Raw genomic sequence first — 20,923 nt, forward strand, 5'->3', positions numbered from 1 at the left:
CAGCTGCGGACGGTGACGGCGCATCCCGCGAACGTAACTCATGGTCCCCACTCAACTCACCGTAAAAGCCTTTGACGAAGGGCTGACAGCCAGTTTCTGGAGTCTGTGCGATGGCTCCTGACATCTCGCGACGGCACGTATTGCTGGCCGGGGCTACCTCAGGCGTGGCGGGCACGGCGTGGTATAGAACGATTCGTCATCGCGACGCACATTCGACCGAAGCGGAGCCGCTGTCAACCGACAAGTCCCGAGAACGACCGGGGAACCGTCACAACCCGGACCCGGTCGACGTGCGCGGTGCGGTCTACATCCCGTCGCGTGCGTTCAACCTCTATCAGATGTGGGACCGATACGACCCAGAGGTGATAGAGCGCGACCTATCGTACGCAAAGCGGGTGAACCTGAACGCCGTTCGGACGTGGCTGTGTTACGAAGTGTGGAAGGACGACCCGGAGGGGCACGAGGAAGCCCTCGACCACTTCCTCGCGGCAGCGGCAGACCGAGACATCTCGGTGCTTCTCGGCCTGTTCGACGCCATTGGTGCAGAACCGAAACCGAGTCGTCTCGAAGACACCGACCCGCGAACGGCAATTGGGCTCAGTTCGCCATCCAGCATCGTCCTGCTCAATCGAGAGAAGTGGGACGAAACGCGTCGATTTGTCCGTTGGTTCATGGACCGCTACCGCGACGACGAGCGGTTGCTCGGCATCGAACTGATGAACGAACCGGGGTGGGAATCAATCCGCAAATCCTTCGCCGAAGCGATGTTCGCCACGGCCGCGGACCACCGGGGAACCGTCCCGCTCACCGTCGGGTCGACCAGCCTCGGCAAGAACGCCGAGTACGCGGCGTGGGGAAGCGAAATCCTCCAGTTTCACTACAACTTTGCGAGCGACCGCCAGACGTTTCGGACGATGCTCGACCGCGTCGCCGTCCTCCACGACGCGATGGACTCGCCAATCTGGCTTACCGAATGGCAACGGACGCGCCGTGGTCGCGGATTCACGTCGGCACCGAAACCGAGCGAAAGAACGCCTGACTACGCGAGTTTAGCCCCGCTCGTCCACGAGACGGGCTTTGGCAACTTTTTCTGGTCGTTGATGGTGAAACCGGCGTGGATTCAGCCCCAGCGGAGCAACGGCGTCGTAAACGGCTTGTTTCACGAAGACGGCGCGGTGTGGAGTCTCGACGACGCCCGAGCGATACAGGCGATGTCCGGCACGTCGGACTTCGAGGGCGAGGTGCGAAAACGCCTGCCAGCGTGGGCGACCCCACCGCAGACGGAGGGGGCCGATGAGTGAGCGAACGATCGGCGCGAAGGTGACGATAACGAAGCCTGGACGATACACGCTGGCGTCGGATATCCAGAACGGCGGCGGGACCCATCTCTCAGAAGCGTGCATTCGAATCGAAGCCGACGACGTGGTCCTCGATGGACGCGGGTTCACGCTCGCCGGACGGGGCGTGAGCGATACGACGGGAATCGTCGCCGCGGACGTCCAGAACGTGACGATTCACAATCTCACGGTCAGCGGGTGGGACTACGGCATCCGGTTCGAGAACGTCAGGGGCGGCGTCGTTCGAAACGCTCGCCTCGTCGATACCGGGTACGGCATTTCGTTTGTCAACACCGAGTCGGTGCGCGTCCGTGACTCCCACATCGTCCAGAACGTTCTCGGCGTGATGATGGATGCGCCGAGCAACGTCTCGCTCGAGGACAACCGCTTCGAATCGAACGCCGGCCGGGACGTTTATCGCGTGGCGCGTCGCGGGTGAGTCATCGCAGCGACACCGATTTAGCGCTCGCTTTGGCAGGTTTCTGGGTCGCTCGTGGCAGTTCGACGACGAACACGGCCCCGTGAGGGTCGTTGTCCTCGACGTGAATCTGGCCGCCGTACATCGACAGCATCGAATCGATGAAAAAGAGGCCAAAGCCGGTTCCGGCGTGGATTCCGCGGCCGGTCTCTCCGCGGCGGAAGATGCTCGTCTTCAGGTCGTCGGGGACGCCCCGACCGGTGTCCGCGATGCGGATCGTCACGGTGTCCCCCTCGGCGGTGGCGCTGGTCGTGACGGTCAATCCCTCCTGGTCGTTGTGTTCGACGGCGTTCGTGAGGAGGTTGCCGATGACTTCGCCGAGCAGGTCGTCTGCGGCCACGAACAACCGTTCCTATTTTCGGCAGTAAACAGCAGTCTGCTTGACGAAGCAAGACGTACTGTGTGTCGCTGGGCTTGACACTGAATCGTTGTTACTGCTATTGTTTTTCGTCTCTGTCGGGGTGACAGCGGGCGCTATGAAGCACGACCCGCCACCAGCAGTCACATCTTTTTCCGACTGTCCGAGATACGCTACGGGAGCGTCACCGAACGTGAGACGCGGGCCAGCGGAACGGCTAGCTGGTACGATTTCAAAGTCCCCCGTATAGGAAGACGTGAAACCGTGTTCCAGCTCAGCCGTCTCGCTAAAGAACACGCGGGCTACGTTCACCGCACCAACGTAGTCCCGGTTGGCCTGAAAGCCACACCGAGCGTTGTCACAGCGGAAGTGACCACCCCACCACACCTCGTGGAAGTGGTCGGGGGACTTCGTAGTGTGCCCGGTGGAACCACATCGAGGACACGACCGAGACGTGTTACCCGGACGCACTTTCTCAACGTGCAGTCCGGCGATTTCGGCGCGGTACTCGATTTTCGAGATTATTTCTCGGCGTGCCCACGACGATAATTCCCACGACAACTGTCCCTCACCACGAGGCGGGGACAGACTTCGTAGGTCTTCGTGAACAATCGCATCAACATCGTACACTAACGCGAGTGCGAGGATTTGATTGGCAACGTCGTGAACGAGTTGTTCTCGCTTGTGCCGAATCTTGTTGTTCACGCGCTCGTACTCCGCGCGGACACAGGTGTACGAGTCCGTATGGTCACGTCCGTTTCCGCGTAGGTAGGCAAGTTTGGAGTTGAGTTGGTTACGTTCCTGAGCAAGCCGTCTCATCTTGTCTCGCTCTGTGTTCTGGATGAAATACGGGACGGAGAGTTGTTCTCCATCGTCGTTCACGACAACAGCAGTTGCGTCTTTTCTGAGGCCCCCATCAATTGCTAAGACGGTTTCTACGTCATCTGATTTCTTCGCGTGTTTGACTTCGACGGGGAATGATAGTTCGTAGTAATCCTCTCCCGTTTTGGTTCGTGTGGGGTGGAACGAGGGGGCAGAGAGATTGCCATGTTCGAGCAATTCGTGGAACGCTTCGTAGCCCTCAAGTTCGTGTTCTGTCCACGTCCAATCACCACGAGACTCGGGTTCAAGTGTATCAGGTGTTTTGAGTTTGGTCGTGAGTGTTTGCGTGTCTTCGTCATATCCGTATTTGACTGCCTGCCCTGATGTCGGCCCATCGTCAGCGGAGTACGGAAGCACACCTTTCGAGTACGAGGGACACTCTTGCATCTCGAAATACGAGTCAGGGAACCGTCCGTGACGGTCGTAGTACGAGTTGAGTTGCCCGATGAGCAAGTCAACGTACCCGGATTTGATGTAGTTCTCTGAGTTCCAGAGTTGTTCTTTGATTCGTCGGGTGTGGATACGGCGAATCTTGTGGTCGGGGTGAACTGATTGGATTGACTGGAAGGCTTCACGTTTATCAGCGTGACTTCGGAGGGTCTCTCCCACTTTCTGCATCACACACCGCTTGTACCGACTCGGAAGGTACAATCCAACATCTGCGAATGCTTCGTCTTCGTCAAAGTATTTCCACGCTTGATACGAGGATTCGTCAATCCCTGAGAGGTGTTTAGGCGTCCAGTATTGCTCGATAAGTGTATTTGCTACACGAGTTGTGAGGGAGTCGAATCGGGCGTGTCGCTCTCGCTCCTCGAACGGGAGTCGGATCGGGAGTGAGAGGTGTGTGGACGCCATCGTGTGTTACTCGTCTTCGTCGTTTTCTTGCTGTTCGAGGCGGATGACGGCGACTTTCTCGCCAATCCAGTCTTTCGGCACGAGGACGTGTGCGCCGCCTCCAACGGGTTTCGCTTCTTTCTCAAGGGCTTCCCGACCCTCGAACGTGAACTCGGCCATTATACTGAATTTATACTCAGTATAAAATAAATGTTTGGGTCGGATTTGTATTGAAGGACTGCTGTTCACTGCCAATTTTTGTAGCTGTTACGCTACCCTTCTGGCACCTCCGTTTCGAACTCGACTGTGGGGTAGGTGGCGCTGATACGGTCTACTTCGTCTCCGACGACGCTCGCGAGGTCGGTGGCGGTCGGGACGAACTCGGCGGATTCGGTGAGGGTATCGAGGATGCGCCTGACCCGCTGGATGATGAGGACGATGTCGTCGCTCCATCGGAGGATGGTGTCTGCGTGCCTGCGCTGGGTTTCGTCGGTCAGGTCGTCATCGAGGAACTCCGCCCGGCTGCGGATGACGGTCATTCCGTTCAGCACGTCGTGACGGAGGATGCTGTTGAAGAATTCGAGCTGGTCGGTCTGGTGTTCGAGTTCTGCCGCGCGCATCGTCGCCCGCTCTGCGTCGAGGGCGCGTTCGATGGCGCGGGCTTCGACGATGCCGATGAACAGCCCGCAAGCAGCGCCGAGACTCATCGCGAAGCGAACCCAGCCGACCAACAGCGAAGCCTGTCTGTCAGCCGGGAAAAACTCGAGGAAGATGGCATTGATGATGAGTATATTAATCCCGAGAAAGACGAGCAAACCCCCTGCGGTCCACTTTGCAATGCGTTCGTACCGCGTCGGTTCGAGGTCGCTGCGATCGAGCCAGTAGCCAGCGACGATGATCCCACTCGTGGCCGGAATCGTGGTGAACAGGCTGATGAGAAAGCCGCCCGCGAGGAAACTTTGAAACGAACCCGGGTACAGCGCCCACTCGAGAAGGTGTGTGAGCAACAGGAACGCCCCGAGACCAACGATAAGTCTCGGTATCCACTCCACACGGGATGCGTGTTGTGAGTGATTTTCCGTCATCGTCTCTATCGGTATCGTCGTTCAATCGAACACATTGGTAATCAAATACGATTTTCTCAAGTAGTGAAATAAAAATTCGCGTAACTCGAAGTACATGTTCGAGAACGATTCAGGCTTTTAGCGTTGGACCCGAACGACGTGCCAATGGACATTGTCGACGCACTCGCCGCGGAATCGGGCGTCGCCTGCGTGGTCGGCGCAGGGGGCAAGAAGACGACGCTCTATCACCTCGCAAACCGACTCGGTCGGGCCGTCGTGACGGCCACCGTCCGCATTCCCATCTTCGACGAACAGGTCGGCGAGGTGGTGGTCACCGACGACCCTGAGAGCGCGCTCGCTTCCACCCACGCCTGGCCGCTCGGCCTCGTGGCCGAACGCGAACGAGCAGACCGCTATCGTGGATACGACCCGGAGACAGTCGCTCGACTCGCGGACGCGCTCCCCGACATCCCGGTTCTCGTGAAGGCGGACGGGGCGCGCACCCGCCTGCTCAAAGCGCCAAACGACCGAGAGCCACAGCTTCCACAGAACGCTGACACCGTGATTCCCATCGCGAGCGCCCGCGTCGTGGGGGAACCACTGACGGCAGCACACGTCCACCGTCCCGAGCGCGTCGCCAGCGTGACGGGCCGGGCACTCGGCGATCACCTTACGGCCGAAGACGTTGCGACGGTCCTCGCGAGCGAGGAAGGCGGGCTGAAGGACCTCCCCGACGGCACAACGGCGATTCCGCTCGTCAACATGGTCGACGACACCGCCCTCGAATCGGTCGGCCGCGAGATTGCAACCGCCGTGCTCGCCCGCTCCTCCGTCCCGCGCGTCGTGCTCTCCCAGATGACTGCGACCGACCCGCTCGTCGCCGTGGTCGAGCGTTGAGCGGACCTGTTGGGTGTCAGAACCGTTAGCTTCGACATAAGTGAGAAAGTCAGAATATCCGTGAGTAGTTGGAAACTCCTAAGGGCCGCTCGCGGCACTTCCCGCCCATTCAGCGGGATGTAGTTGACCGATTGATAGTCCCGCGTGTCGGAACCACCAGATTTCAGTGCTTGTATTATTTCACGGATGGTCTGGAAAAATCGCTTAATTTAATCGTCCTTTCTATCTTAATAATAAAGCCCTGAACGCACGACGAATCTACCTGTCATGCAAGAAGTGACCTTCTCCGACAGTGACGTTGGAAAGCGCGTTGTAGACTCCCGCGGCGAGGAAATCGGCATGGTCGCCGCCGTCCGCGAGGGCGTCGCGTACATCAACCCGGAACCGGGCGTCTTCGACAAGCTGCAGGCGAAACTCGGCTGGGAGGACCAGGACGAAGAGACCTACCCGCTTCGCACGGGACACGTCGACCGAATCACTGACGACGAAATCCACCTCGGTCGCCTTTAAATTGGAGGAGGGGTTTCCGGAGCCGATTTTTTCAGTCAGTCTTCCCAGACGAGTTCGAGCGATAGCGATGCCCGGCAATCACCAGCTACGGGGTCGGTGTCGCCGCCTGTCTCGGTCATCTCTGCTTCGACGTAGCCACTGCAGTGACCCGTCTCGACGATGGTGAGGATTGGCGTCGCAGAGCCACAGGCCGGACAGTCGATGTAGAGGCCGCCCTCTTGTTCGTGGATGGCGTCGGGTTCGAGGACGATGTGCTTCGCTGCGTCGTGGTTCCCACCGGAGTCAGATTGTGCCATAGCGCGATTTGACGCTGGCCGATGGAATAGCTATATTTCACCTTCGAGCGGTATATCTCGCCGGCAATACGGTTTTCAGAATCGTCGGGAAACGCCCTCGAAACCCGTGAACTCGGGGTGTTCGCCCGTGGGTTTTTCCCTCATTGAGGAATTCTTGTGAACCATGGTCACGGATCTCACCGAACGGGTCCAAGAAATCGCCAAAGCCCGAGGCATTCCTGAGTCGGAGATCCTCGAACAGGCATTGGAACGCGGTGTCGAGGACCTTTGGATAGATCTCGTTCTCTCTCGCTACCTGAGCGAGGAGATTGACCGAGAGACGGCAATTGAACTCGTCGGACGAGACCGTGTCAAACGCGCAGAACGAGAACTCGAGGCAGTCAGTGATGACGTTCGATGGGGCCTGAATGCGTAATCGTTGCGATTGCTGATACAGGTCGCATTATCTGACGACGTTGAATTTGAGTTCCTCTGAGTGCCACACTGTTCTCAAAACCGCCTGGCTGCGGCCTCGAACTCTTCGCGGGTGTTCAAATTCTCGAAACTCTCGACGTTTCCGTGGGCGCGAATCGCGTCTTCTTCGACCACGACGTACTCTAATTTGAACAACGGCGCGATAATTTTGTGGTCGCCCGCGGCGAGCGCGGCGTCGCAGGCGTCGGCCATCGGCTGCGCTCGGTAGACGGCGTGGGTCGTCTGGTACCAGCCGTCGTCGAGTTTCGGGACGGCGGCGTCGTGGCCCGCGGCCAGCTCGAACAGGGAGGTGACCAACTCGGCGTCCACGAACGGCATGTCGCAGGCGACGACGACGGCGTACTCGGCTTCGACCGCTCGCAGCCCCGTGCGGATGCCGGCCATCGGGCCTTCGTCTGGGTCCTCGTCCTCGGCGACTCGGACGGGATGGGGATAGCCTGCCAGCGCCTCGCGGATGGCGGCGGTCTGGTCAGTGCGGCAGTTGACGACGAGTTCGTCGACGACTCCCGTGAGGCGGTCTGCGACCCGGCGAATCATGGGCGTGCCCGCGAGGTCGGCGACGGCTTTGTCCGCGTCGCCAAAGCGGGTCGAACGACCGCCTGCGATGATGACAGCGGCGCGCACTCAGTGCTCCTCGGGCGGCCCGTCCGCGCGGGTCACCCGGACGCTCGCCACCTTGTACTCGGGGATGCCGCTTATCTCGTCGAACGCCTCGTTGGTGAGGCGATTGACCGCACCCGCGGCGAAGTGCATCGGGATGAAGACGACGCCCTTGCCGGGGCGGTCGGTGACCTCCGCTTTCACGGTAATCTCGCCGCGCTTCGACGCGACGGTCACGTAGTCGCCGTCTTCGATACCGAGCGTTTCGGCCGTCTCGGGGTGAATCTCGACGAAACTCTCGCCGACGTGGGACATGATGCCCTCGACGCGACGGGTGAGCGTCCCCGTGTGGAAGTGATAGAGGACGCGCCCCGTCGTCATGGTGAGGGGGTACTCCTCACCAGGCAGTTCGCCGGGTTGGCCCATGTCTGCGGGGACGAATCGGGCCTTGCCGTCCTCGAAGTTGAACCCTTCTTCGTAGAGGTAAGGCGTCCCTGGGTGCTCCTGGTCCCAGCACGGCCACTGGAGGCCACCCTCGGTCGCGAGGCGGTCGTGGTCGACGCCGCCGTAGATTGGCGTCACCTCGGCAATCTCGTCCATGATGTCGGCCGGGTGGTCGTAGTCCCAGTCGAAGCCCATCCGATTGGCGAGGTCCTGCAGAATCTCATAGTCCTGGCGGGCCTCGCCGGGCGGGTCCATCGCCTTGCCGACGAGCTGGACGCGGCGCTCTGTGTTCGTGAACGTCCCATCTTTTTCCGGGAAGGCGGCCGCGGGGAGAATCACGTCTGCGTACTGGGTCGTCTCCGTCGGGAAGATGTCCTGGACGACGAGGAAGTCGAGATTCGCGAGCGCCTCCTCTGCGTGGCTGATGTCGGGTTCAGAGAGCGCCGGATTCTCGCCCATGATGTACATCCCGCGGACGTTGCCTTCGTGGGCCTCGTCGAAGGCTTCGGTGACTTTCAGGCCCACCTCGTTCGGCGGGCGGTCGCCCCACGCTTTCTCGAACTTGTCGAGCACGTCGTCGTCGGTCACGTCCTGATAGCCCGGGAGGGAGTTCGGGAGCGTGCCCATGTCGCCGCCCCCGCCCTGGACGTTGTTGTGGCCGCGGAACGGCGAGAGGCCGGCCTTTGGCTTTCCGACCTGCCCGAGCGTGAGCGCGAGGTTCGCGAGCGCGAGGACGTTTTGCGTCCCGTGGGAGTGTTGGGTCATGCCCATCGCCCACCCGAAGACGACGTTCTCTGCGGCGGCGAGCGTCTCTGCGGCCTGTGCGAGTTCGGCTGCGGGAACCTCCGTCAGCCGTTCGACTTCTTCGGGGGTGAACGGTTCGACCTTCTCGACCAACTCGTCGAAGTGTTTCGTGTGTTCTTCGATGAACTGCTCGTCGTGCAGGTCGTGTTCGATGATGTAGCGCGTGAGGCCGCTAATCCACGCCACGTCGTAGCCGGGTTTCACCCGAACGAACTGGCTCGCGTGCTCGCCGATGCCGACCTTGCGCGGGTCGAAGACGACGAGGTCAGCGCCTGCGTCCACGTTCTGCTTGATGCGCGTCGCGAGCACCGGGTGGCTCTCTGTGGTGTTCGACCCGGTGATAAGGTAGGCGTCCGTTTCGCCGATGTCCTCGTTGATGCGGTTGGTCATCGCACCGTAACCCACCGTCTGTTTCAGCGCGGCGACGGTCGAGGAGTGACAGAGGCGAGCGCAGTTGTCGATGTTTTTCGTCCCCAGAACCTGCCGGGCGAATTTCTGCATCAGGTAGTCCTCCTCGTTCGTGCACTTAGAGGAGGCAAAGCAGACCAACGCGTCGGGGCCGGATTCCTCGCGAATTCTCGAGAGGCCCGCGACCACCCGCGAGAGGGCATCCTCCCACGACGCCTCGTGGAACTCGCCGTCGTCGCCGCGGACGAGCGGTTTCGTCAGGCGGTCGTCGGCGTCGACGAACTCGTAGCCGAACTTCCCCTTCACGCAGGTCGAAAAGTCGTTGACGGGAGCCACGTCCGGGTCGGTCGGCTGGACGCCGAGGAAGTCGTCGTCTTTGGTGTACACGTCGAAGCGACACCCGACCGAGCAGTAGCCACACGTCGTCTCCGTCTTCTCGACGTTCCGCAGGCGCACGTCGCTCACCGCGCTCGCAACGGCGAACAGGTAGCCCTCTGGAATCGTCCGCGCTGCAAGGTCCTCTGCGGTGTGTTCGACCGTCTGCATAGCCCGCTCGCCGAGGCCATCTGCCGTCTTCCGGGCGCGTTGTTTTGCCCGCGCCATCATCCGTGCGACGCCCGATTTCTTCGCAACCTCGCGCTCGCTCGCGCCGCCAATGCCCCGATTCGTCGCGTCGGTCTTATCGGCCGTCTCCACTTTCTCGTGTTCGATGACGGTCCCAATCGAGTTGCGCTGGTTGAAGCCGGGAATCGGGAGCGTCGCCAGATTGGCCATCCCCTTGTTCGTGAGCGACCCAGTCGGACACACCGACTCACAGTGACCACACGAGACACACATCGAGTCGGCCATCGTCTCTGCGCCGTTCTGGAAGCCAATTCGGGTGTCAGCCCCGGAGCCCTCGATGCGGAGGACGCCTTCCATCTGCACGTCGTTGCAGGCTTCGACGCAGCGATTACAGAGGATGCACTTGTTGCGGTCTATCTGGATGAACGGGTGAGAATCGTCGAGCGGAGCGTACTCGTCGCGGTCGTCGAACACGCCGTAACGCGGGTGCATCACGTCGTTTTCGATGCTCACGTCCTGGAGCTCACAGCGACCATTCTGGTTGCAGGTCGTACACCGGAGGTTGTGATTCGAGAGAACGAGGTCGAGGTTCACGTCGCGGGCCTCGGTCGCGCTCGCGGCATCCGTCCGCACGGAGAGGCCGTCTTCTGCCGGGAAACTGCACGCCGGGACGAGTCCGTGGTCGTCGGTTTCGACCATGCAGGTGCGACACTCGCTGCGCGGGCCGATTTCGCCGGCGGCGTCGGTCCGCTCCGCTTCGCCGGCCTCGTGGCGGTCGTAGTAACACAGGGCAGGCACGGACGCCGCGGTATCCACACTCGAAAGCGCGTCCATCAGCGTCGACCCGGGCGGCAGCGCCACGGCGGTGCCGTCCACCGTTATCGTGGTCATGTCTTCCCCGCGAGTCCCCACCTCGGGGTCGCTCGCCGTCCCCGTGTTGAACGTCTCGGTCAGCGGGGTGCTCGTCCGCGGGTCGTCGATGCGTGGAACGCCGGGCAGTGGGTCTGACTTGTCGGTACTCATCTCACATCCCCTCGCAGACGCCACTCGGGCAGCGGCCCTCGGCGTGTGCGACGAAGTCGGCCTCGAAGGTGGCCATTGCGGTGGTCGCCGGGCGGGAGGCCATCCGCCCGAAGTCGCAGGTACTCGTTTCGCGCATGACGCGGGCCAGTTCCTGTATCTTCGCTCTCGCATACTGGCCGTCGTACACGTCGCGCAGCAGGTTCACGAGTTGCGTCGAACCCTCGCGACACGGGACACAGCGCCCACAATTCTCCTCGTAGGCAAACCGTGACCGCGTCCCCGCAAGTGCCACGGGACAGGTGCGCTCGCCGAACAGTTCGACCGCGCCGTCGGTTCCGAGATTCGCCCGCGCCAACGCGGGGGCGCTCACCTCGTGGGAGAGGGTGTCGGTCAGGCCGCCGAACTGTCCGCCGACGCAGGCGAGTTTGAGCGGCCCGTCGACGGTCACTGCATCCCGGGCGGCCGACAGCGAGGCCGTCGTCGGCAGTTCGACCGTCGCCGGAGCGTCCACGTCGCCAGAGACGGTCACGAGTCGCGTCCCCGGGTCGGCCGCCTCAGGGTCGAACGTATCGGGCGAGCGAACCGCCTCGCGCACCTGCGCGAGCGTCCGCGGGGTGTGAATGACGGTGGGTCGCCCGTACAGGCCAACCTCCGCGGGAGTCGGCGGTCGAAGCCGTGCTTCCAACCGGTCTTTCCCTTCCATGGCCTCCAGCGCCATCGTCATCTCGCCGGCGATGAAGCGGTCGGGGCCGGCCACTACCTCTGGAATCCCATCGAGGTCGCGTTCGTCTGCGAGCGCCTCCACTGCTGCCCGAACGCGCTCCTGGGCCAGCGTCTCCGATTCGTTCAGGTAGACGACCACGTCGGCCGGATCGTCACCGCCCCCCAGCTGGGCGACGGTGAGTGCGCCGTCGAGCACGGCGAGTGGGTCACTTTCGAGCAGGAGGTGGTCGGTGTGATTTCGCGCGTCGCTTTCGTTGCCGTTCACGACGACGACCGGGTCGCCCTCGGCCTCGCGGGCGAGGTCCCACGCCGTCGCAATCGGCTGGTCTGTGCTGCCGTCGCCGCGTCCCCGCCCGAGCAGGCCACAGTTGCGGACTGTGTCGGCCGTCTCGTCGTCGATTCTCTCGAAAACGAACTCGCCTGCGTCTGCTGGCGCACCCGGGGCCGCCCAGCCACACCGCGCGAGGACGCGCCGAGTTCCGACGGCGAGTGGCCCCGTCTCGGGCAGGGGCAGTGTCTCTCGCGCCGGGTCGTGTTCGACGACGGCGTCCGCATTCGACGGCGAGTCGTCGAACGATTCCGCGAGTTCATCCAGTCGTTCGTCGGTCGGCGCTTCGTAGAACGCCGTCTCCCCCTCGCGCGTGACGAGGACGAGCGGTTCGATGCCCGTGATTCCGGTCGAACCGACCTCGAACACTGGCCTCTCCGTCGCCTCACGGATCCGTGAGGCGAGGGCTCGTGCCCGGTCTCTCGTCTCCGGCCCGGCGCAGATTCTGACGGCGTCCTGTCGCCCCACCGCGCCCGTCGTGGCTCCCATTTCATAGGTCTCGGTGGAGCAGCGTCGAAAGGTTTGTGGCGTGGGGACACGCGACGTGACGGCAGAAGAACAACTCAGCTTGCGGTAGGTGCATTTTTATTGTACAACGGGGTGAGTAACAGACAACCGTGACCCAACGCAGGCACCCGACTCGACGACGAACCGTCCCTCGCCGGAGGGGTCGATGACCGTCTCGTTCGACCTGTTCGGGACGCTCGTCTCGGTGACGTACCCGAACGACCCCGCGGCGGCGGTGGCCGCAGAACTCGAAACGCGAAACGTCACCGTCCCTGACGACTGGGAAGACGCCTACCACGAGGTTCACGTAGACGCCCCGCCCGGTGCGGAGGTGCCGCTTCCCGCACACGTAAACGCCGCGCTGCGCAGTCGCGGTGTGGACTTCCGGGCGGGCGGGGACGGCCACGGGAACGTGGTTCGCCGGGCGCTCGTCGCCGCGTTCGACCCCGAGGTGACCACCCGACCGGGCGCGGTCGAAGCCGTCGCCGCCGCCCGCGAATACGGCCCGGTCGGCGTCCTCTCTAACTGTAGCGTACCGGGACTCGCTCGCCGGGCGCTCGTCCGCTCTGACCTCGACTCACAGCGATTCGACGCCATCGTGACGAGTCTCGGGTGTGGCTGGCGCAAACCCGACGCCAGAGCGTTCGAATCCGTCGCTCGGATGCTCGACGCCCCCGTCACCGAACTGGTTCACGTCGGCGACGACCCGGAGACAGACGGCGGGGCCGCGGACGCTGGCGCGACCGCCGTTCTATTAGACGACGTCCCCCTCACCGAATTCCCAGACTGGCTGGTGGAACGCTGATGGGCTGGCCGGCCGCACTCGTCGTGGGACTCGCCTTCGCGCTCGACGCGCTCTTCGCGGAGCCGCCGAGTCGCGTCCACCCCGTGGCGCTGTTCGGCCGGCTTGTCGCCCCGCTCGACCGCGCCTGGCCCGCCCCGAAACTCGTCGGGACGGCGATTGCGACGCTCCTGCCGCTGGCAGCGGCCGCGGTCGCCTTCGCCAGCATCGCTGCCCTCGAAACGGAACTCCTCGCCGCCACGGTCGCCGGCTGCTGGCTATTCTCGGTCACGAGTCGTTCGATGCTCGTCGGTCTCGCCAGCGACGTCGTCGAAGCGATAGACACCGACTCGCCTCGCGCGCGCGAACAGATTCGCGGCCTCGTCGGGCGGGACACGACCACGCTCGGCGCTGCCGAACTCAGAAGTGGGGCCGTCGAGAGCGCTGCCGAGAACGTCGCCGACGGCCTCGTCGCGCCACTGCTCGCGTTCGCCGTCGGCGCACAGGTGTCGCTCGCACTCGGCGTCGCCGCTGCTGTCTGGGTGAAGGCGGTGAACACGCTCGATTCGATGCTCGGCTACCCGTCGAAACCCCACGGCTGGGCCAGTGCGCGACTCGACGACGCGGTGATGTGGGTGCCTGCCCGCCTGAGCGCGGTGTTGCTCGCCCTCGCCGCCCGGAACCTCCGCGCCCTCGCCGCGGCCCGTCGGTGGGCGCGAACCCCGCCGTCGCCCAATTCCGGGTGGCCGATGGCCACGCTCGCCGTCGCCACGAACACGCGACTGCACAAACCCGAGGCGTACACGCTGAACCCTGACGCGCCACTCCCCTCGGCAGAGACGGCGAACCACGGCATTCGCCTCGTCTCCGTCGCCTGTACGCTCGCCTTCCTCCTCGCCGGGGTGGCCGTGTGGTTCTGACCGCGCTCCGAGGTGCGCTCGGCTTTCTCTCGCAACTACCCGTCGGCCAGACGGGTGCCGCGTGGGAGGCGTTCGTCCGGACGCCGGTCGCCTTCCCGCTCGCTGGCTACGTCCTCGGCGCGTTGCTCACACTCCCCTTCCTCGCGCCGCTCCCGCCCGCGACGCTCGCGTTCTGTTTCGTCTGCTGGGTGCTGCTCGTCACCGGTGTCAATCACGCAGACGGGGTGGCCGACCTCGGCGACGCGCTCGCGGTCCACGGCGGCCCCGAACGCCGCCGCGAGGTCATGCGCGATACGACCGTCGGCGTGGGTGCGGTGCTCGCCGTCGCCGTTGTCTTCCTCGGCCTCGCCACCGCTGGATTCGCGCTCGCTTCGCTTCCCGTCCGGGCACTCTCGCTCGTCGTCGTCGCCGAGGTGGCGGCGAAACTCGGGATGGTCCTCGTCGCGTGTCTCGGCACGGCCCCTCACGAGGGCCTCGGCTCGACGCTCACCGCGCCGCTCGGCCCCTGGTCTGCGGTCATTCCACTGCTCGTCGCGCTGCCGGTGGCCGCGCTGTCGTGGCCGAATCCGGCGGGAGCTGTCTCGCTTGTCGCCGGTCTCGGGGCCGCACTCGCCCTGTTCTGGTGGGCGACCCGGACGCTCGGCGGTGTCAGTGGCGACGTGCTCGGCGCGACGAACGAACTCGTGCGCGTCGTCGCGCTTCACGCGGGGGTGATTGCGTGGACGCACTGGTGATGTGCGGCGGTCGGGGTACCCGCCTCAACGCCGACGTCGAAAAACCACTCTACAAAATCTGCGGGACGAGAATGGTAGACTGCGTCGTCGCCGCCCTCGACGAAAGCCGCGTCGACCGCGTCGTCGCCGTCGTCTCGCCGCACACGCCCGAAACCGCACGCCATCTCGACGACTTGCCGCAGATTCGTGCCCCCGGAGAGGGCTACGTTTCCGACCTCGGCTATGCCCTCGAACGGGTGTCGAAACCCGTTCTCACCGTCGCGGCTGACCTCCCGCTCCTGACGGGCGATGCCGTAGACGCGGTTCTCCACGAATACGACGGTGACTCGCTCACCGTCTGCGTCCCCGCCGCGCTCAAAGCGCGTCTCGGCGTGAGCGCCGACCTGACTTTCGACCACGAGGGGGGCCCGGTCGCGCCGACGGGCGTGAACGTGGTCGCCCCGACCGACGATGAACGCATGATGCTCACCAACGACCATCGACTGGCAGTGAACGTGAATCGACCGACGGACGCCCAGATTGCGGAGGCGTGGCTGTGAGGTTCCTTCTCGTCTGTGCCGCGACCGAGACGGCACGCATCGAGGGTATCAGCGCGGCGGGCGCAACCCGGACGCTGATGGCCCACACGCCCGCGGCGGACGCAGAATTGCTCGCCTACGGCCAGCCTGCGCTCGCCCCGGTCGTCCCGGTCAGCCCCGACGGCTGTCCGACTCCGGCCATCGTGACCAGAGCGGTGCGCGAGTGGACCGACTTCCCGCTGCTCGTCTGTGACGCCGGCCTCGCCGCGCCGACGGGCGCGCCGACCGTCTCCCTCGGCAACCGTCCGGGTGGCGATATTCGAGACCCCGAACCCGTCTCGAACGCCCACGCCGTCTACGAATGTGGCGTGGAACTCGGCCGGTCGTTGCCTGACGACCACCTCGTCGTCGGCGAGTCCATTCCGGGCGGGACGACGACGGCACTCGGGGTGCTCACCGCGCTTGGCGAACCGCATTCGACTTCGTCGTCGCTTCCAGAAAACCCGCAATCGCTGAAAGAGCGGGTGGTCGAAGCGGGCCTTCGCGCCAGCGACCTCGAACCCGGGGACTGCGCGGGCGACCCGATTCGGGCCGTAGAACGCATGGGCGACCCGATGCTCGCTGCCGTCGCCGGCCTCGCCGTAGGCGCGCTCGACCGGGGGCGCGGGTCACGCTCGCCGGCGGCACCCAGCAGATTGCGGCGGCGGCGCTGGTTCGACACGCCGGTATCGACGCGCCGCTCGAACTCGCGACCACCTCGTTCGTGGCCGCAGACTCCTCCGCAGACGTGGTCGGGGCGGCGGCCGCGCTCGACCTCGACTGCACCGTCACCGACCCTGGATTCCCAGCGGGCGACCACGTCGCCTTCGACCACTACCGGGCGGGCGTCGCGAAGGAGGGTGCTGGCATGGGCGGGGCGCTCGCGCTGGCTGCAGAACGGGGCGTTTCGATGGCTGCCGTCCGCGACCGAATCGTCGCGTGCTACGACCGACTGGTGGGTGAGGATGGACCCTGAGGCCGTCCGGGCGACGGGTCGGGTGCCCCACGGGAGCAGCGACGACCCCGACGTGCTGGACTTCAGCGCGAACACGAACCCGCTCGTCCCGCCGGGCGTTCGCGAGGTGTACGCTGCCGCCCTCGAACGCGCCCGAACGTATCCGCAGGAACCGCCCGCGGAGTACCGTGAGGCGGCCGCCGAGTACGTCGATTGTGACCCGTCGCAGGTCGTCCCGACGCCCGGCGGTCTCGCGGCGATTCGACTGGCCATCGAGTGCACCGTCTCGCCGGGCGACTCCGTACTAGTGCCGTACCCGAGTTTCGGCGAATACGCCCGCGAGGTGCGATTGCAGGGAGCGACTGTCTCGCACGTTCCTCACGACGAACTGCTCGCCGCCGACCCCGCTGGCCACGCTCTCGCCGTTTGCTGTACCCCGAACAATCCGACGGGCGAGGCGGTCGACCCGGCCTGTTTGCGAGAGTTCGCGGTGCGGTGTCGGGATGCCGGGACGCCTCTGCTCGTAGACGAGGCGTTTCTCGGGTTCACCGACCACCCGTCGCTCGCGGGTGAACCGGGCGTCGTCGTCGCCCGGTCGCTCACCAAACTGTTCGGCCTGCCCGGCATCCGCGCCGGATTCGCGGTGGCCGAGGGTGACCTGCTTGACTCGCTGCTCGCCGCCCGGCGGTCCTGGAACATGGGTACGCCAGCTCTCGACGTGGGTGCGTTCTGCATGCGCCAGACTGCGTTCGTCGCGGAGACGAGAGTGCGCGTGGCGAGCGAACGCGACCGCATGGCGTCGGCACTCGGCGAGAAGTTCACCGTCCATCCCTCGGACGCGCCGTACCTGCTCCTCGACGTGGGCAACCGGGACGTGACTGACCTTCTCGAACACGCGCTCTCGCACGGCATCGCCATCCGCGACGCGACGACGTTTCGCGGCCTCGACTCGCACGTCCGGGTGGCGGTTCGCCTCCCCGACGAGAACGACGAACTGCTCGAGGTGCTCGATGTTTGACCCGACCGTCCGGGAGGGCGTGCTTCGCGTTCGCCAGCCGGGTGCGCGGTGGCTCTCGACGGGCTGGAACGGCGGCTACGAGACGGCAGACGCCGCGTTCAACGTGAGCGTTCCGGAGGGATGGGAACGGACCGACCTCGACGAATACACCAAAGCCCGTCGGAAGCGCGCTGAGTTCCACGAGACTGGCCCGACACTATTAACCGGCGTCGATATGGCGCACCTCCGGGGTGCGCGACTGGACGGCGTCGTCGCCTACGCGACCGCCGGGGTTTCGAACCCGGCGACCCTGCCGATGGACCCCTCGGGAGCGCCGTCCGCTCCGACCGCTGAACCCGAGGCGGGAACGGTGAACGTCGTCCTCTGCACCGACCGGGCGCTCGCGGACGACGCGCTGGCCACCCTGCTCGCCGTGGTGGTTGAAGCGAAGACCGCCACTCTCCTCGCAGAGACCGGCTTCACGGGAACCACCACAGACGCCGTCGTCGTCGGCAGCGACCCCGCCGGTGAGGAAGCCACCTTCGCGGGGAGCGCGACGGCCGTCGGCATCGCGGCGAGAGCCTGCGTTCGAGAAGCCGTGCAGGCAGCCCTCACGGCCCGGTACGCGGACGACCCCGAGAAACCGATGCCAGAGAGCGTCGACGACGCGAAATACGGCGTCGCGACAGCGGATAGAGCGACTACCTTCGACCCACAGAACGATGACTGATTCAGACTCGAACCCACCGACGAGAGACGACCAGCTAGAAAACACACCCGGCAAAGGCCGTACTCCAACTGCCCGTGCCATTGAACCGAGCGCCCCCGAGGAGTTCGGCCTGGTGCAGGTGTGGTGGGGCGACGGGAAGGGAAAGACCACCGCGGCCCTCGGCATGGGCTTTCGCGCTGCCGGACACGGCTATCGCGTCCACTTCCTGCAGTTCATGAAAGGCGGCGCGTCGAGCGTCGAGGACGTACGCGGGGAGTACAACGCCATCGACGCCTTCCCCGGGTTCAGTTACGAAACGTCCGGGAGTTACGGCTGGCACGGCTTCCTCGACGGCAGCGACGACGACGACCACGCCGCCCGCGCCAGGGCCGGGCTCGACCGGGCGCGAGAACTGTGCTGGGCGACCGCGGACGCCAACCTCGAGGGGCCGCTCGCATTCGACGACGACCCCGAAGCGGGCGTCCACATGCTCATCTTAGACGAGGTGCTGTACGCGGCAAATCGCGGGCTCGTGGACCCGGACGCCGTGGTCGCGCTCGCGGAGAACAAACCGCCGAACCTCGAACTCGTCCTCACCGGGGGCCACGAACCGCCCGAATACATCTTCGACGCGGTGGACCTCGTGACCGAGGTGAAAAAGCACAAACACCCCTTCGACGCCGGCCAGCGCGCCCGGCGTGGGACGGAGTATTGACGCGAACCATCCTGGTGGCCGGAACGGCGAGTCACGTTGGCAAGAGCACCGTCGCGGCGGGTCTGTGTCGCGCCCTCGCCGACGCTGGCGTCTCGGTCGCCCCGTTCAAGGCCCAGAATATGAGCAACAACGCCCGTGTGGCCCTTTCGCCGAATGGGGACTGGGGCGAGATTGGCGTCTCCCAGTACGTTCAGGCTCGCGCCGCCCGCGTCCCGCCGACGACGGACATGAACCCGGTCCTGCTCAAACCGCGGGGTGACGGTCAGTCGCAACTCGTGATTCAGGGCGAGCCAGTGGGGAATTTCGAGGCGGGTGCGTACTACGAATCCGGGTGGCAACGCGCCCGCGCCGCGGCCGAGGAGTCCTTCGCTCGCCTCGCCGCAGAACGCGACGTCATCGTCGCCGAGGGCGCGGGCAGCATCGCCGAAATCAACCTCGCAGCGCGCGACCTCGCCAACCGCGAGACGGCGCAGTTCGCGGACGCGGACATCCTCTTGCTCGGCGACATCGAACGCGGCGGCGTGTTCGCCAGCCTCTACGGGACGCTCGAACTCATGCCCGCGGACCTCCGCGAGCGCGTCGTCGGAACGGCCATCACCAAATTCCGAGGCGACCCGAGTCTCCTCGATTCCGGCCTCGAAGGACTGGAAGCCAGAACGGACATCCCCTGTCTCGGCGTGCTGCCCTACGACGACCCCGGCCTCCCGGAAGAGGACAGCGTCTCGCTCCCCGTTGAAGGCGAGTTGGCAACCTGGGGCGCAGACGACGGCGTTTCCGAGTCGGATGCAATCACGATTGCCGTCCCGCGACTCCCCCGCATCTCGAATTTCACCGACCTCGAACCGCTCGCGGCCGAACCGGGCGTCCGTATCGCGTTCCTCCCGCTCGATTCCTCGCTCTCGAAGGCCGACGCCGTCGTGCTCCCGGGGACGAAGAACACGGTGGACGATTTGCTCGCGCTCCGTGGGGCCAGATTCGACGAGCGACTCCGCGCTTTCGACGGGCCGGTGGTCGGCATCTGCGGGGGCTTCCAGATGCTCGGCGAACGTCTCACGAACGTCGAAATCGAGAGCACGAGCGAGCGGGGCGAACTCCCCGGCGTCGCCCTGCTCCCGGTGACGACCGAATTCCGTCCGGAAAAGCGCGTGACGCGAGCAACAGTCACGGTGGATGGTGACGGCCTCCTCGCTGGGGCGTCTGGTTCGGCAACCGGCTACGAGATTCACATGGGGCGGACGACGGCAGTGGAGGCAGTCTCCCAACCGCTCGGCCCGGAGAGCGCGGCCACCGACCGCGTGCTCGGGACGTACCTCCACGGCCTGTTCGAGAACGAATCGGTTCGCAGCGCGTTCGTGACCGCGGTGTTCGAGGCAACGGGGAAGTCCCCGCCTGGAGTTGGAAAGGGGCGAACCGACCCCGCAGACCGGGCAGCGAGACTGGTGACGGAGCAGCTGGATGCTGCATTCCTCGACTCGATTTGTCGATGAGTGTCGATGAGTGTCGATGGATTCCGATTCGAGACCACAACGCAGTTACCTGCCCGGGCGAAGCCTCGGACATGCAAGGCGACTACACGCCACTCTACATCGGCGATCAGCCCGAGGAAAAGGCGGTCTGTGAGGCTCACGGTCGGATGGACGAACGCCTCGCAGCCATCGACTTCGAAGAAGAGATTTTCGCCACGACCGACGGGTACGAGATTCACCAGTGTCCGACGTGTAGCGTGAAAATCGTCGAATCGCAGGGTCGCTACGGCATCGCAGAAGAGGACGCGATGTTCGCCATGCTCAGCCACATCGTCTCGGAGCAGTGGGACGATGGCCTCGCAACCCACTTCCAGAGCCTCGGGCCGGGCTATATCACCGCACGCGGCGACATGTACACGATTCATCTGGAGGAGTTCGACGACGTCGACGTGCCGGACCACATCCGCGACGACGTGAACGTCTGGGTCGAGAAAGCCTAACACCGAACTTGTTAGCGTGATGGGAAAAGTCTAAATTCCGCCCACGGCCTACTTGCTT

The 20,923-nt window shown here is 64.5% G+C and carries 22 protein-coding genes and 1 pseudogene; 15 read left to right on the top strand and 8 right to left on the bottom strand.

Going from position 1 to position 20,923, the window contains the following annotated elements; genetic code table 11:
- The first annotated feature begins 110 nt into the window (after positions 1 to 110).
- Positions 111 to 1,301, top strand: a complete 1,191-nt coding sequence (locus P0648_RS04965; protein WP_277505447.1) for a glycoside hydrolase — start codon at positions 111 to 113, stop codon at positions 1,299 to 1,301.
- Positions 1,294 to 1,776 (top strand): right-handed parallel beta-helix repeat-containing protein, encoded by a 483-nt coding sequence (locus P0648_RS04970; protein WP_276248373.1) that lies wholly within the window; start codon positions 1,294 to 1,296, stop codon positions 1,774 to 1,776. Before P0648_RS04965 ends, P0648_RS04970 begins: the two co-directional genes overlap by 8 nt.
- A 1-nt stretch (position 1,777) precedes the next feature.
- Here P0648_RS04970 and P0648_RS04975 read toward each other — a convergent pair whose 3' ends face one another.
- The 4 genes from P0648_RS04975 to P0648_RS04990 form a co-directional block, all read right to left on the bottom strand.
- The gene (locus P0648_RS04975) at positions 1,778 to 2,155 is read right to left on the bottom strand and encodes a sensor histidine kinase KdpD (RefSeq protein WP_277505448.1); all 378 of its coding nucleotides are present in this window, start codon (positions 2,153 to 2,155) and stop codon (positions 1,778 to 1,780) included.
- A gap of 12 nt (positions 2,156 to 2,167) precedes the next feature.
- On the bottom strand, positions 2,168 to 3,673 hold the full coding sequence (locus P0648_RS04980; RefSeq protein ID WP_277505449.1) for a transposase: 1,506 nt from the start codon (positions 3,671 to 3,673) through the stop codon (positions 2,168 to 2,170).
- A 243-nt stretch (positions 3,674 to 3,916) separates the two neighbouring features.
- On the bottom strand, positions 3,917 to 4,069 hold the full coding sequence (locus P0648_RS04985) for a DUF2080 family transposase-associated protein (protein WP_277505450.1): 153 nt from the start codon (positions 4,067 to 4,069) through the stop codon (positions 3,917 to 3,919).
- 92 nt (positions 4,070 to 4,161) lie between these two features.
- Positions 4,162 to 4,896 (bottom strand): hypothetical protein, encoded by a 735-nt coding sequence (locus tag P0648_RS04990; RefSeq protein ID WP_277505451.1) that lies wholly within the window; start codon positions 4,894 to 4,896, stop codon positions 4,162 to 4,164.
- Between the two features lie 222 nt (positions 4,897 to 5,118).
- Here P0648_RS04990 and yqeC point away from each other — a divergent pair, with 222 nt between their 5' ends.
- A complete protein-coding gene (yqeC, locus tag P0648_RS04995) occupies positions 5,119 to 5,850 on the top strand; it encodes a selenium cofactor biosynthesis protein YqeC (RefSeq protein ID WP_277505452.1) in 732 nt (243 codons plus the stop codon).
- 267 nt (positions 5,851 to 6,117) lie between these two features.
- Positions 6,118 to 6,360, top strand: coding sequence for a PRC-barrel domain containing protein (locus P0648_RS05000; RefSeq protein ID WP_276274486.1), 243 nt, complete (start codon positions 6,118 to 6,120; stop codon positions 6,358 to 6,360).
- Between the two features lie 35 nt (positions 6,361 to 6,395).
- Here the strand turns inward: P0648_RS05000 and P0648_RS05005 are convergent, their stop codons facing one another.
- The gene (locus P0648_RS05005) at positions 6,396 to 6,656 is read right to left on the bottom strand and encodes a hypothetical protein (protein WP_276248369.1); all 261 of its coding nucleotides are present in this window, start codon (positions 6,654 to 6,656) and stop codon (positions 6,396 to 6,398) included.
- A 163-nt stretch (positions 6,657 to 6,819) separates the two neighbouring features.
- Between P0648_RS05005 and P0648_RS05010 the strand changes: the two genes are divergently transcribed.
- On the top strand, positions 6,820 to 7,071 hold the full coding sequence (locus P0648_RS05010; protein ID WP_276248368.1) for a ribbon-helix-helix protein, CopG family: 252 nt from the start codon (positions 6,820 to 6,822) through the stop codon (positions 7,069 to 7,071).
- Between the two features lie 74 nt (positions 7,072 to 7,145).
- On the opposite strand, the gene P0648_RS05015 is transcribed toward P0648_RS05010, so the two are convergent.
- Genes P0648_RS05015 through P0648_RS05025 form a run of 3 tightly spaced genes read right to left on the bottom strand, consistent with a single transcriptional unit; the run spans position 7,146 to position 12,513 of the window.
- The gene (locus P0648_RS05015) at positions 7,146 to 7,754 is read right to left on the bottom strand and encodes a molybdenum cofactor guanylyltransferase (RefSeq protein ID WP_277505454.1); all 609 of its coding nucleotides are present in this window, start codon (positions 7,752 to 7,754) and stop codon (positions 7,146 to 7,148) included.
- Complete coding sequence (gene fdhF, locus P0648_RS05020; RefSeq protein WP_277505455.1) at positions 7,755 to 10,973, bottom strand: formate dehydrogenase subunit alpha; 3,219 nt, start codon at positions 10,971 to 10,973, stop codon at positions 7,755 to 7,757.
- Position 10,974: 1 nt separating this feature from the next.
- Entirely contained in the window at positions 10,975 to 12,513 is a 1,539-nt protein-coding gene (locus P0648_RS05025; protein WP_277505456.1) for an NADH-ubiquinone oxidoreductase-F iron-sulfur binding region domain-containing protein, read from the bottom strand.
- Positions 12,514 to 12,697: 184 nt separating this feature from the next.
- Here P0648_RS05025 and P0648_RS05030 point away from each other — a divergent pair, with 184 nt between their 5' ends.
- The 10 genes and pseudogenes from P0648_RS05030 (at position 12,698) to P0648_RS05075 (ending at position 20,865) form a co-directional block, all read left to right on the top strand.
- Positions 12,698 to 13,336 carry an HAD family hydrolase gene (locus P0648_RS05030; protein ID WP_277505457.1) on the top strand — a complete coding sequence of 213 codons (639 nt, stop codon included), beginning with the start codon at positions 12,698 to 12,700 and terminating at the stop codon, positions 13,334 to 13,336.
- On the top strand, positions 13,336 to 14,232 hold the full coding sequence (cbiB, locus tag P0648_RS05035) for an adenosylcobinamide-phosphate synthase CbiB (protein ID WP_277505458.1): 897 nt from the start codon (positions 13,336 to 13,338) through the stop codon (positions 14,230 to 14,232). The genes P0648_RS05030 and cbiB overlap by 1 nt, the downstream gene beginning before the upstream one ends.
- Positions 14,223 to 14,966: an adenosylcobinamide-GDP ribazoletransferase gene (gene cobS / locus P0648_RS05040; protein WP_277505459.1), complete on the top strand. Its 744-nt coding sequence runs from the start codon at positions 14,223 to 14,225 to the stop codon at positions 14,964 to 14,966. The genes cbiB and cobS overlap by 10 nt, the downstream gene beginning before the upstream one ends.
- Complete coding sequence (locus P0648_RS05045) at positions 14,966 to 15,505, top strand: NTP transferase domain-containing protein (protein ID WP_277505858.1); 540 nt, start codon at positions 14,966 to 14,968, stop codon at positions 15,503 to 15,505. Before cobS ends, P0648_RS05045 begins: the two co-directional genes overlap by 1 nt.
- Positions 15,502 to 16,499 (top strand): annotated as a pseudogene (gene cobT, locus P0648_RS05050) (nicotinate mononucleotide-dependent phosphoribosyltransferase CobT). Before P0648_RS05045 ends, cobT begins: the two are co-directional and overlap by 4 nt.
- A complete protein-coding gene (locus tag P0648_RS05055; protein WP_277505460.1) occupies positions 16,489 to 17,496 on the top strand; it encodes a threonine-phosphate decarboxylase in 1,008 nt (335 codons plus the stop codon). The pseudogene cobT and the gene P0648_RS05055 overlap by 11 nt, the downstream one beginning before the upstream one ends.
- On the top strand, positions 17,489 to 18,205 hold the full coding sequence (locus P0648_RS05060; RefSeq protein ID WP_277505461.1) for an adenosylcobinamide amidohydrolase: 717 nt from the start codon (positions 17,489 to 17,491) through the stop codon (positions 18,203 to 18,205). The genes P0648_RS05055 and P0648_RS05060 overlap by 8 nt, the downstream gene beginning before the upstream one ends.
- Positions 18,198 to 18,899, top strand: a complete 702-nt coding sequence (locus tag P0648_RS05065) for a cob(I)yrinic acid a,c-diamide adenosyltransferase (RefSeq protein ID WP_277505462.1) — start codon at positions 18,198 to 18,200, stop codon at positions 18,897 to 18,899. The genes P0648_RS05060 and P0648_RS05065 overlap by 8 nt, the downstream gene beginning before the upstream one ends.
- Positions 18,896 to 20,386, top strand: a complete 1,491-nt coding sequence (locus P0648_RS05070) for a cobyric acid synthase (protein WP_277505464.1) — start codon at positions 18,896 to 18,898, stop codon at positions 20,384 to 20,386. Before P0648_RS05065 ends, P0648_RS05070 begins: the two co-directional genes overlap by 4 nt.
- Positions 20,383 to 20,865, top strand: coding sequence for a hypothetical protein (locus tag P0648_RS05075; protein WP_276248356.1), 483 nt, complete (start codon positions 20,383 to 20,385; stop codon positions 20,863 to 20,865). The genes P0648_RS05070 and P0648_RS05075 overlap by 4 nt, the downstream gene beginning before the upstream one ends.
- The last annotated feature ends 58 nt before the right edge of the window (positions 20,866 to 20,923 follow it).

The sequence above is a fragment of the Haladaptatus sp. DYSN1 genome (genome assembly GCF_029489995.1).
GTDB lineage: Archaea > Halobacteriota > Halobacteria > Halobacteriales > Halococcaceae > QDMS2.

What these genes read in the sequence shown, in the direction of transcription:
- P0648_RS04965 (WP_277505447.1), top strand. Translation starts at nt 111, where the DNA reads ATGGCTCCTGACATCTCGCGACGGCACGTATTGCTGGCCGGGGCTACC.
- P0648_RS04970 (WP_276248373.1), top strand. Translation starts at nt 1,294, where the DNA reads ATGAGTGAGCGAACGATCGGCGCGAAGGTGACGATAACGAAGCCTGGA.
- P0648_RS04980 (WP_277505449.1), bottom strand. Translation starts at nt 3,673, where the DNA reads ATGCAGAAAGTGGGAGAGACCCTCCGAAGTCACGCTGATAAACGTGAA.
- P0648_RS04985 (WP_277505450.1), bottom strand. Translation starts at nt 4,069, where the DNA reads ATGGCCGAGTTCACGTTCGAGGGTCGGGAAGCCCTTGAGAAAGAAGCG.
- yqeC (WP_277505452.1), top strand. Translation starts at nt 5,119, where the DNA reads ATGGACATTGTCGACGCACTCGCCGCGGAATCGGGCGTCGCCTGCGTG.
- P0648_RS05000 (WP_276274486.1), top strand. Translation starts at nt 6,118, where the DNA reads ATGCAAGAAGTGACCTTCTCCGACAGTGACGTTGGAAAGCGCGTTGTA.
- P0648_RS05005 (WP_276248369.1), bottom strand. Translation starts at nt 6,656, where the DNA reads ATGGCACAATCTGACTCCGGTGGGAACCACGACGCAGCGAAGCACATC.
- P0648_RS05010 (WP_276248368.1), top strand. Translation starts at nt 6,820, where the DNA reads ATGGTCACGGATCTCACCGAACGGGTCCAAGAAATCGCCAAAGCCCGA.
- fdhF (WP_277505455.1), bottom strand. Translation starts at nt 10,973, where the DNA reads ATGAGTACCGACAAGTCAGACCCACTGCCCGGCGTTCCACGCATCGAC.
- P0648_RS05025 (WP_277505456.1), bottom strand. Translation starts at nt 12,513, where the DNA reads ATGGGAGCCACGACGGGCGCGGTGGGGCGACAGGACGCCGTCAGAATC.
- P0648_RS05030 (WP_277505457.1), top strand. Translation starts at nt 12,698, where the DNA reads ATGACCGTCTCGTTCGACCTGTTCGGGACGCTCGTCTCGGTGACGTAC.
- cbiB (WP_277505458.1), top strand. Translation starts at nt 13,336, where the DNA reads ATGGGCTGGCCGGCCGCACTCGTCGTGGGACTCGCCTTCGCGCTCGAC.
- P0648_RS05045 (WP_277505858.1), top strand. Translation starts at nt 14,966, where the DNA reads ATGTGCGGCGGTCGGGGTACCCGCCTCAACGCCGACGTCGAAAAACCA.
- P0648_RS05055 (WP_277505460.1), top strand. Translation starts at nt 16,489, where the DNA reads ATGGACCCTGAGGCCGTCCGGGCGACGGGTCGGGTGCCCCACGGGAGC.
- P0648_RS05060 (WP_277505461.1), top strand. Translation starts at nt 17,489, where the DNA reads ATGTTTGACCCGACCGTCCGGGAGGGCGTGCTTCGCGTTCGCCAGCCG.
- P0648_RS05065 (WP_277505462.1), top strand. Translation starts at nt 18,198, where the DNA reads ATGACTGATTCAGACTCGAACCCACCGACGAGAGACGACCAGCTAGAA.
- P0648_RS05075 (WP_276248356.1), top strand. Translation starts at nt 20,383, where the DNA reads ATGAGTGTCGATGAGTGTCGATGGATTCCGATTCGAGACCACAACGCA.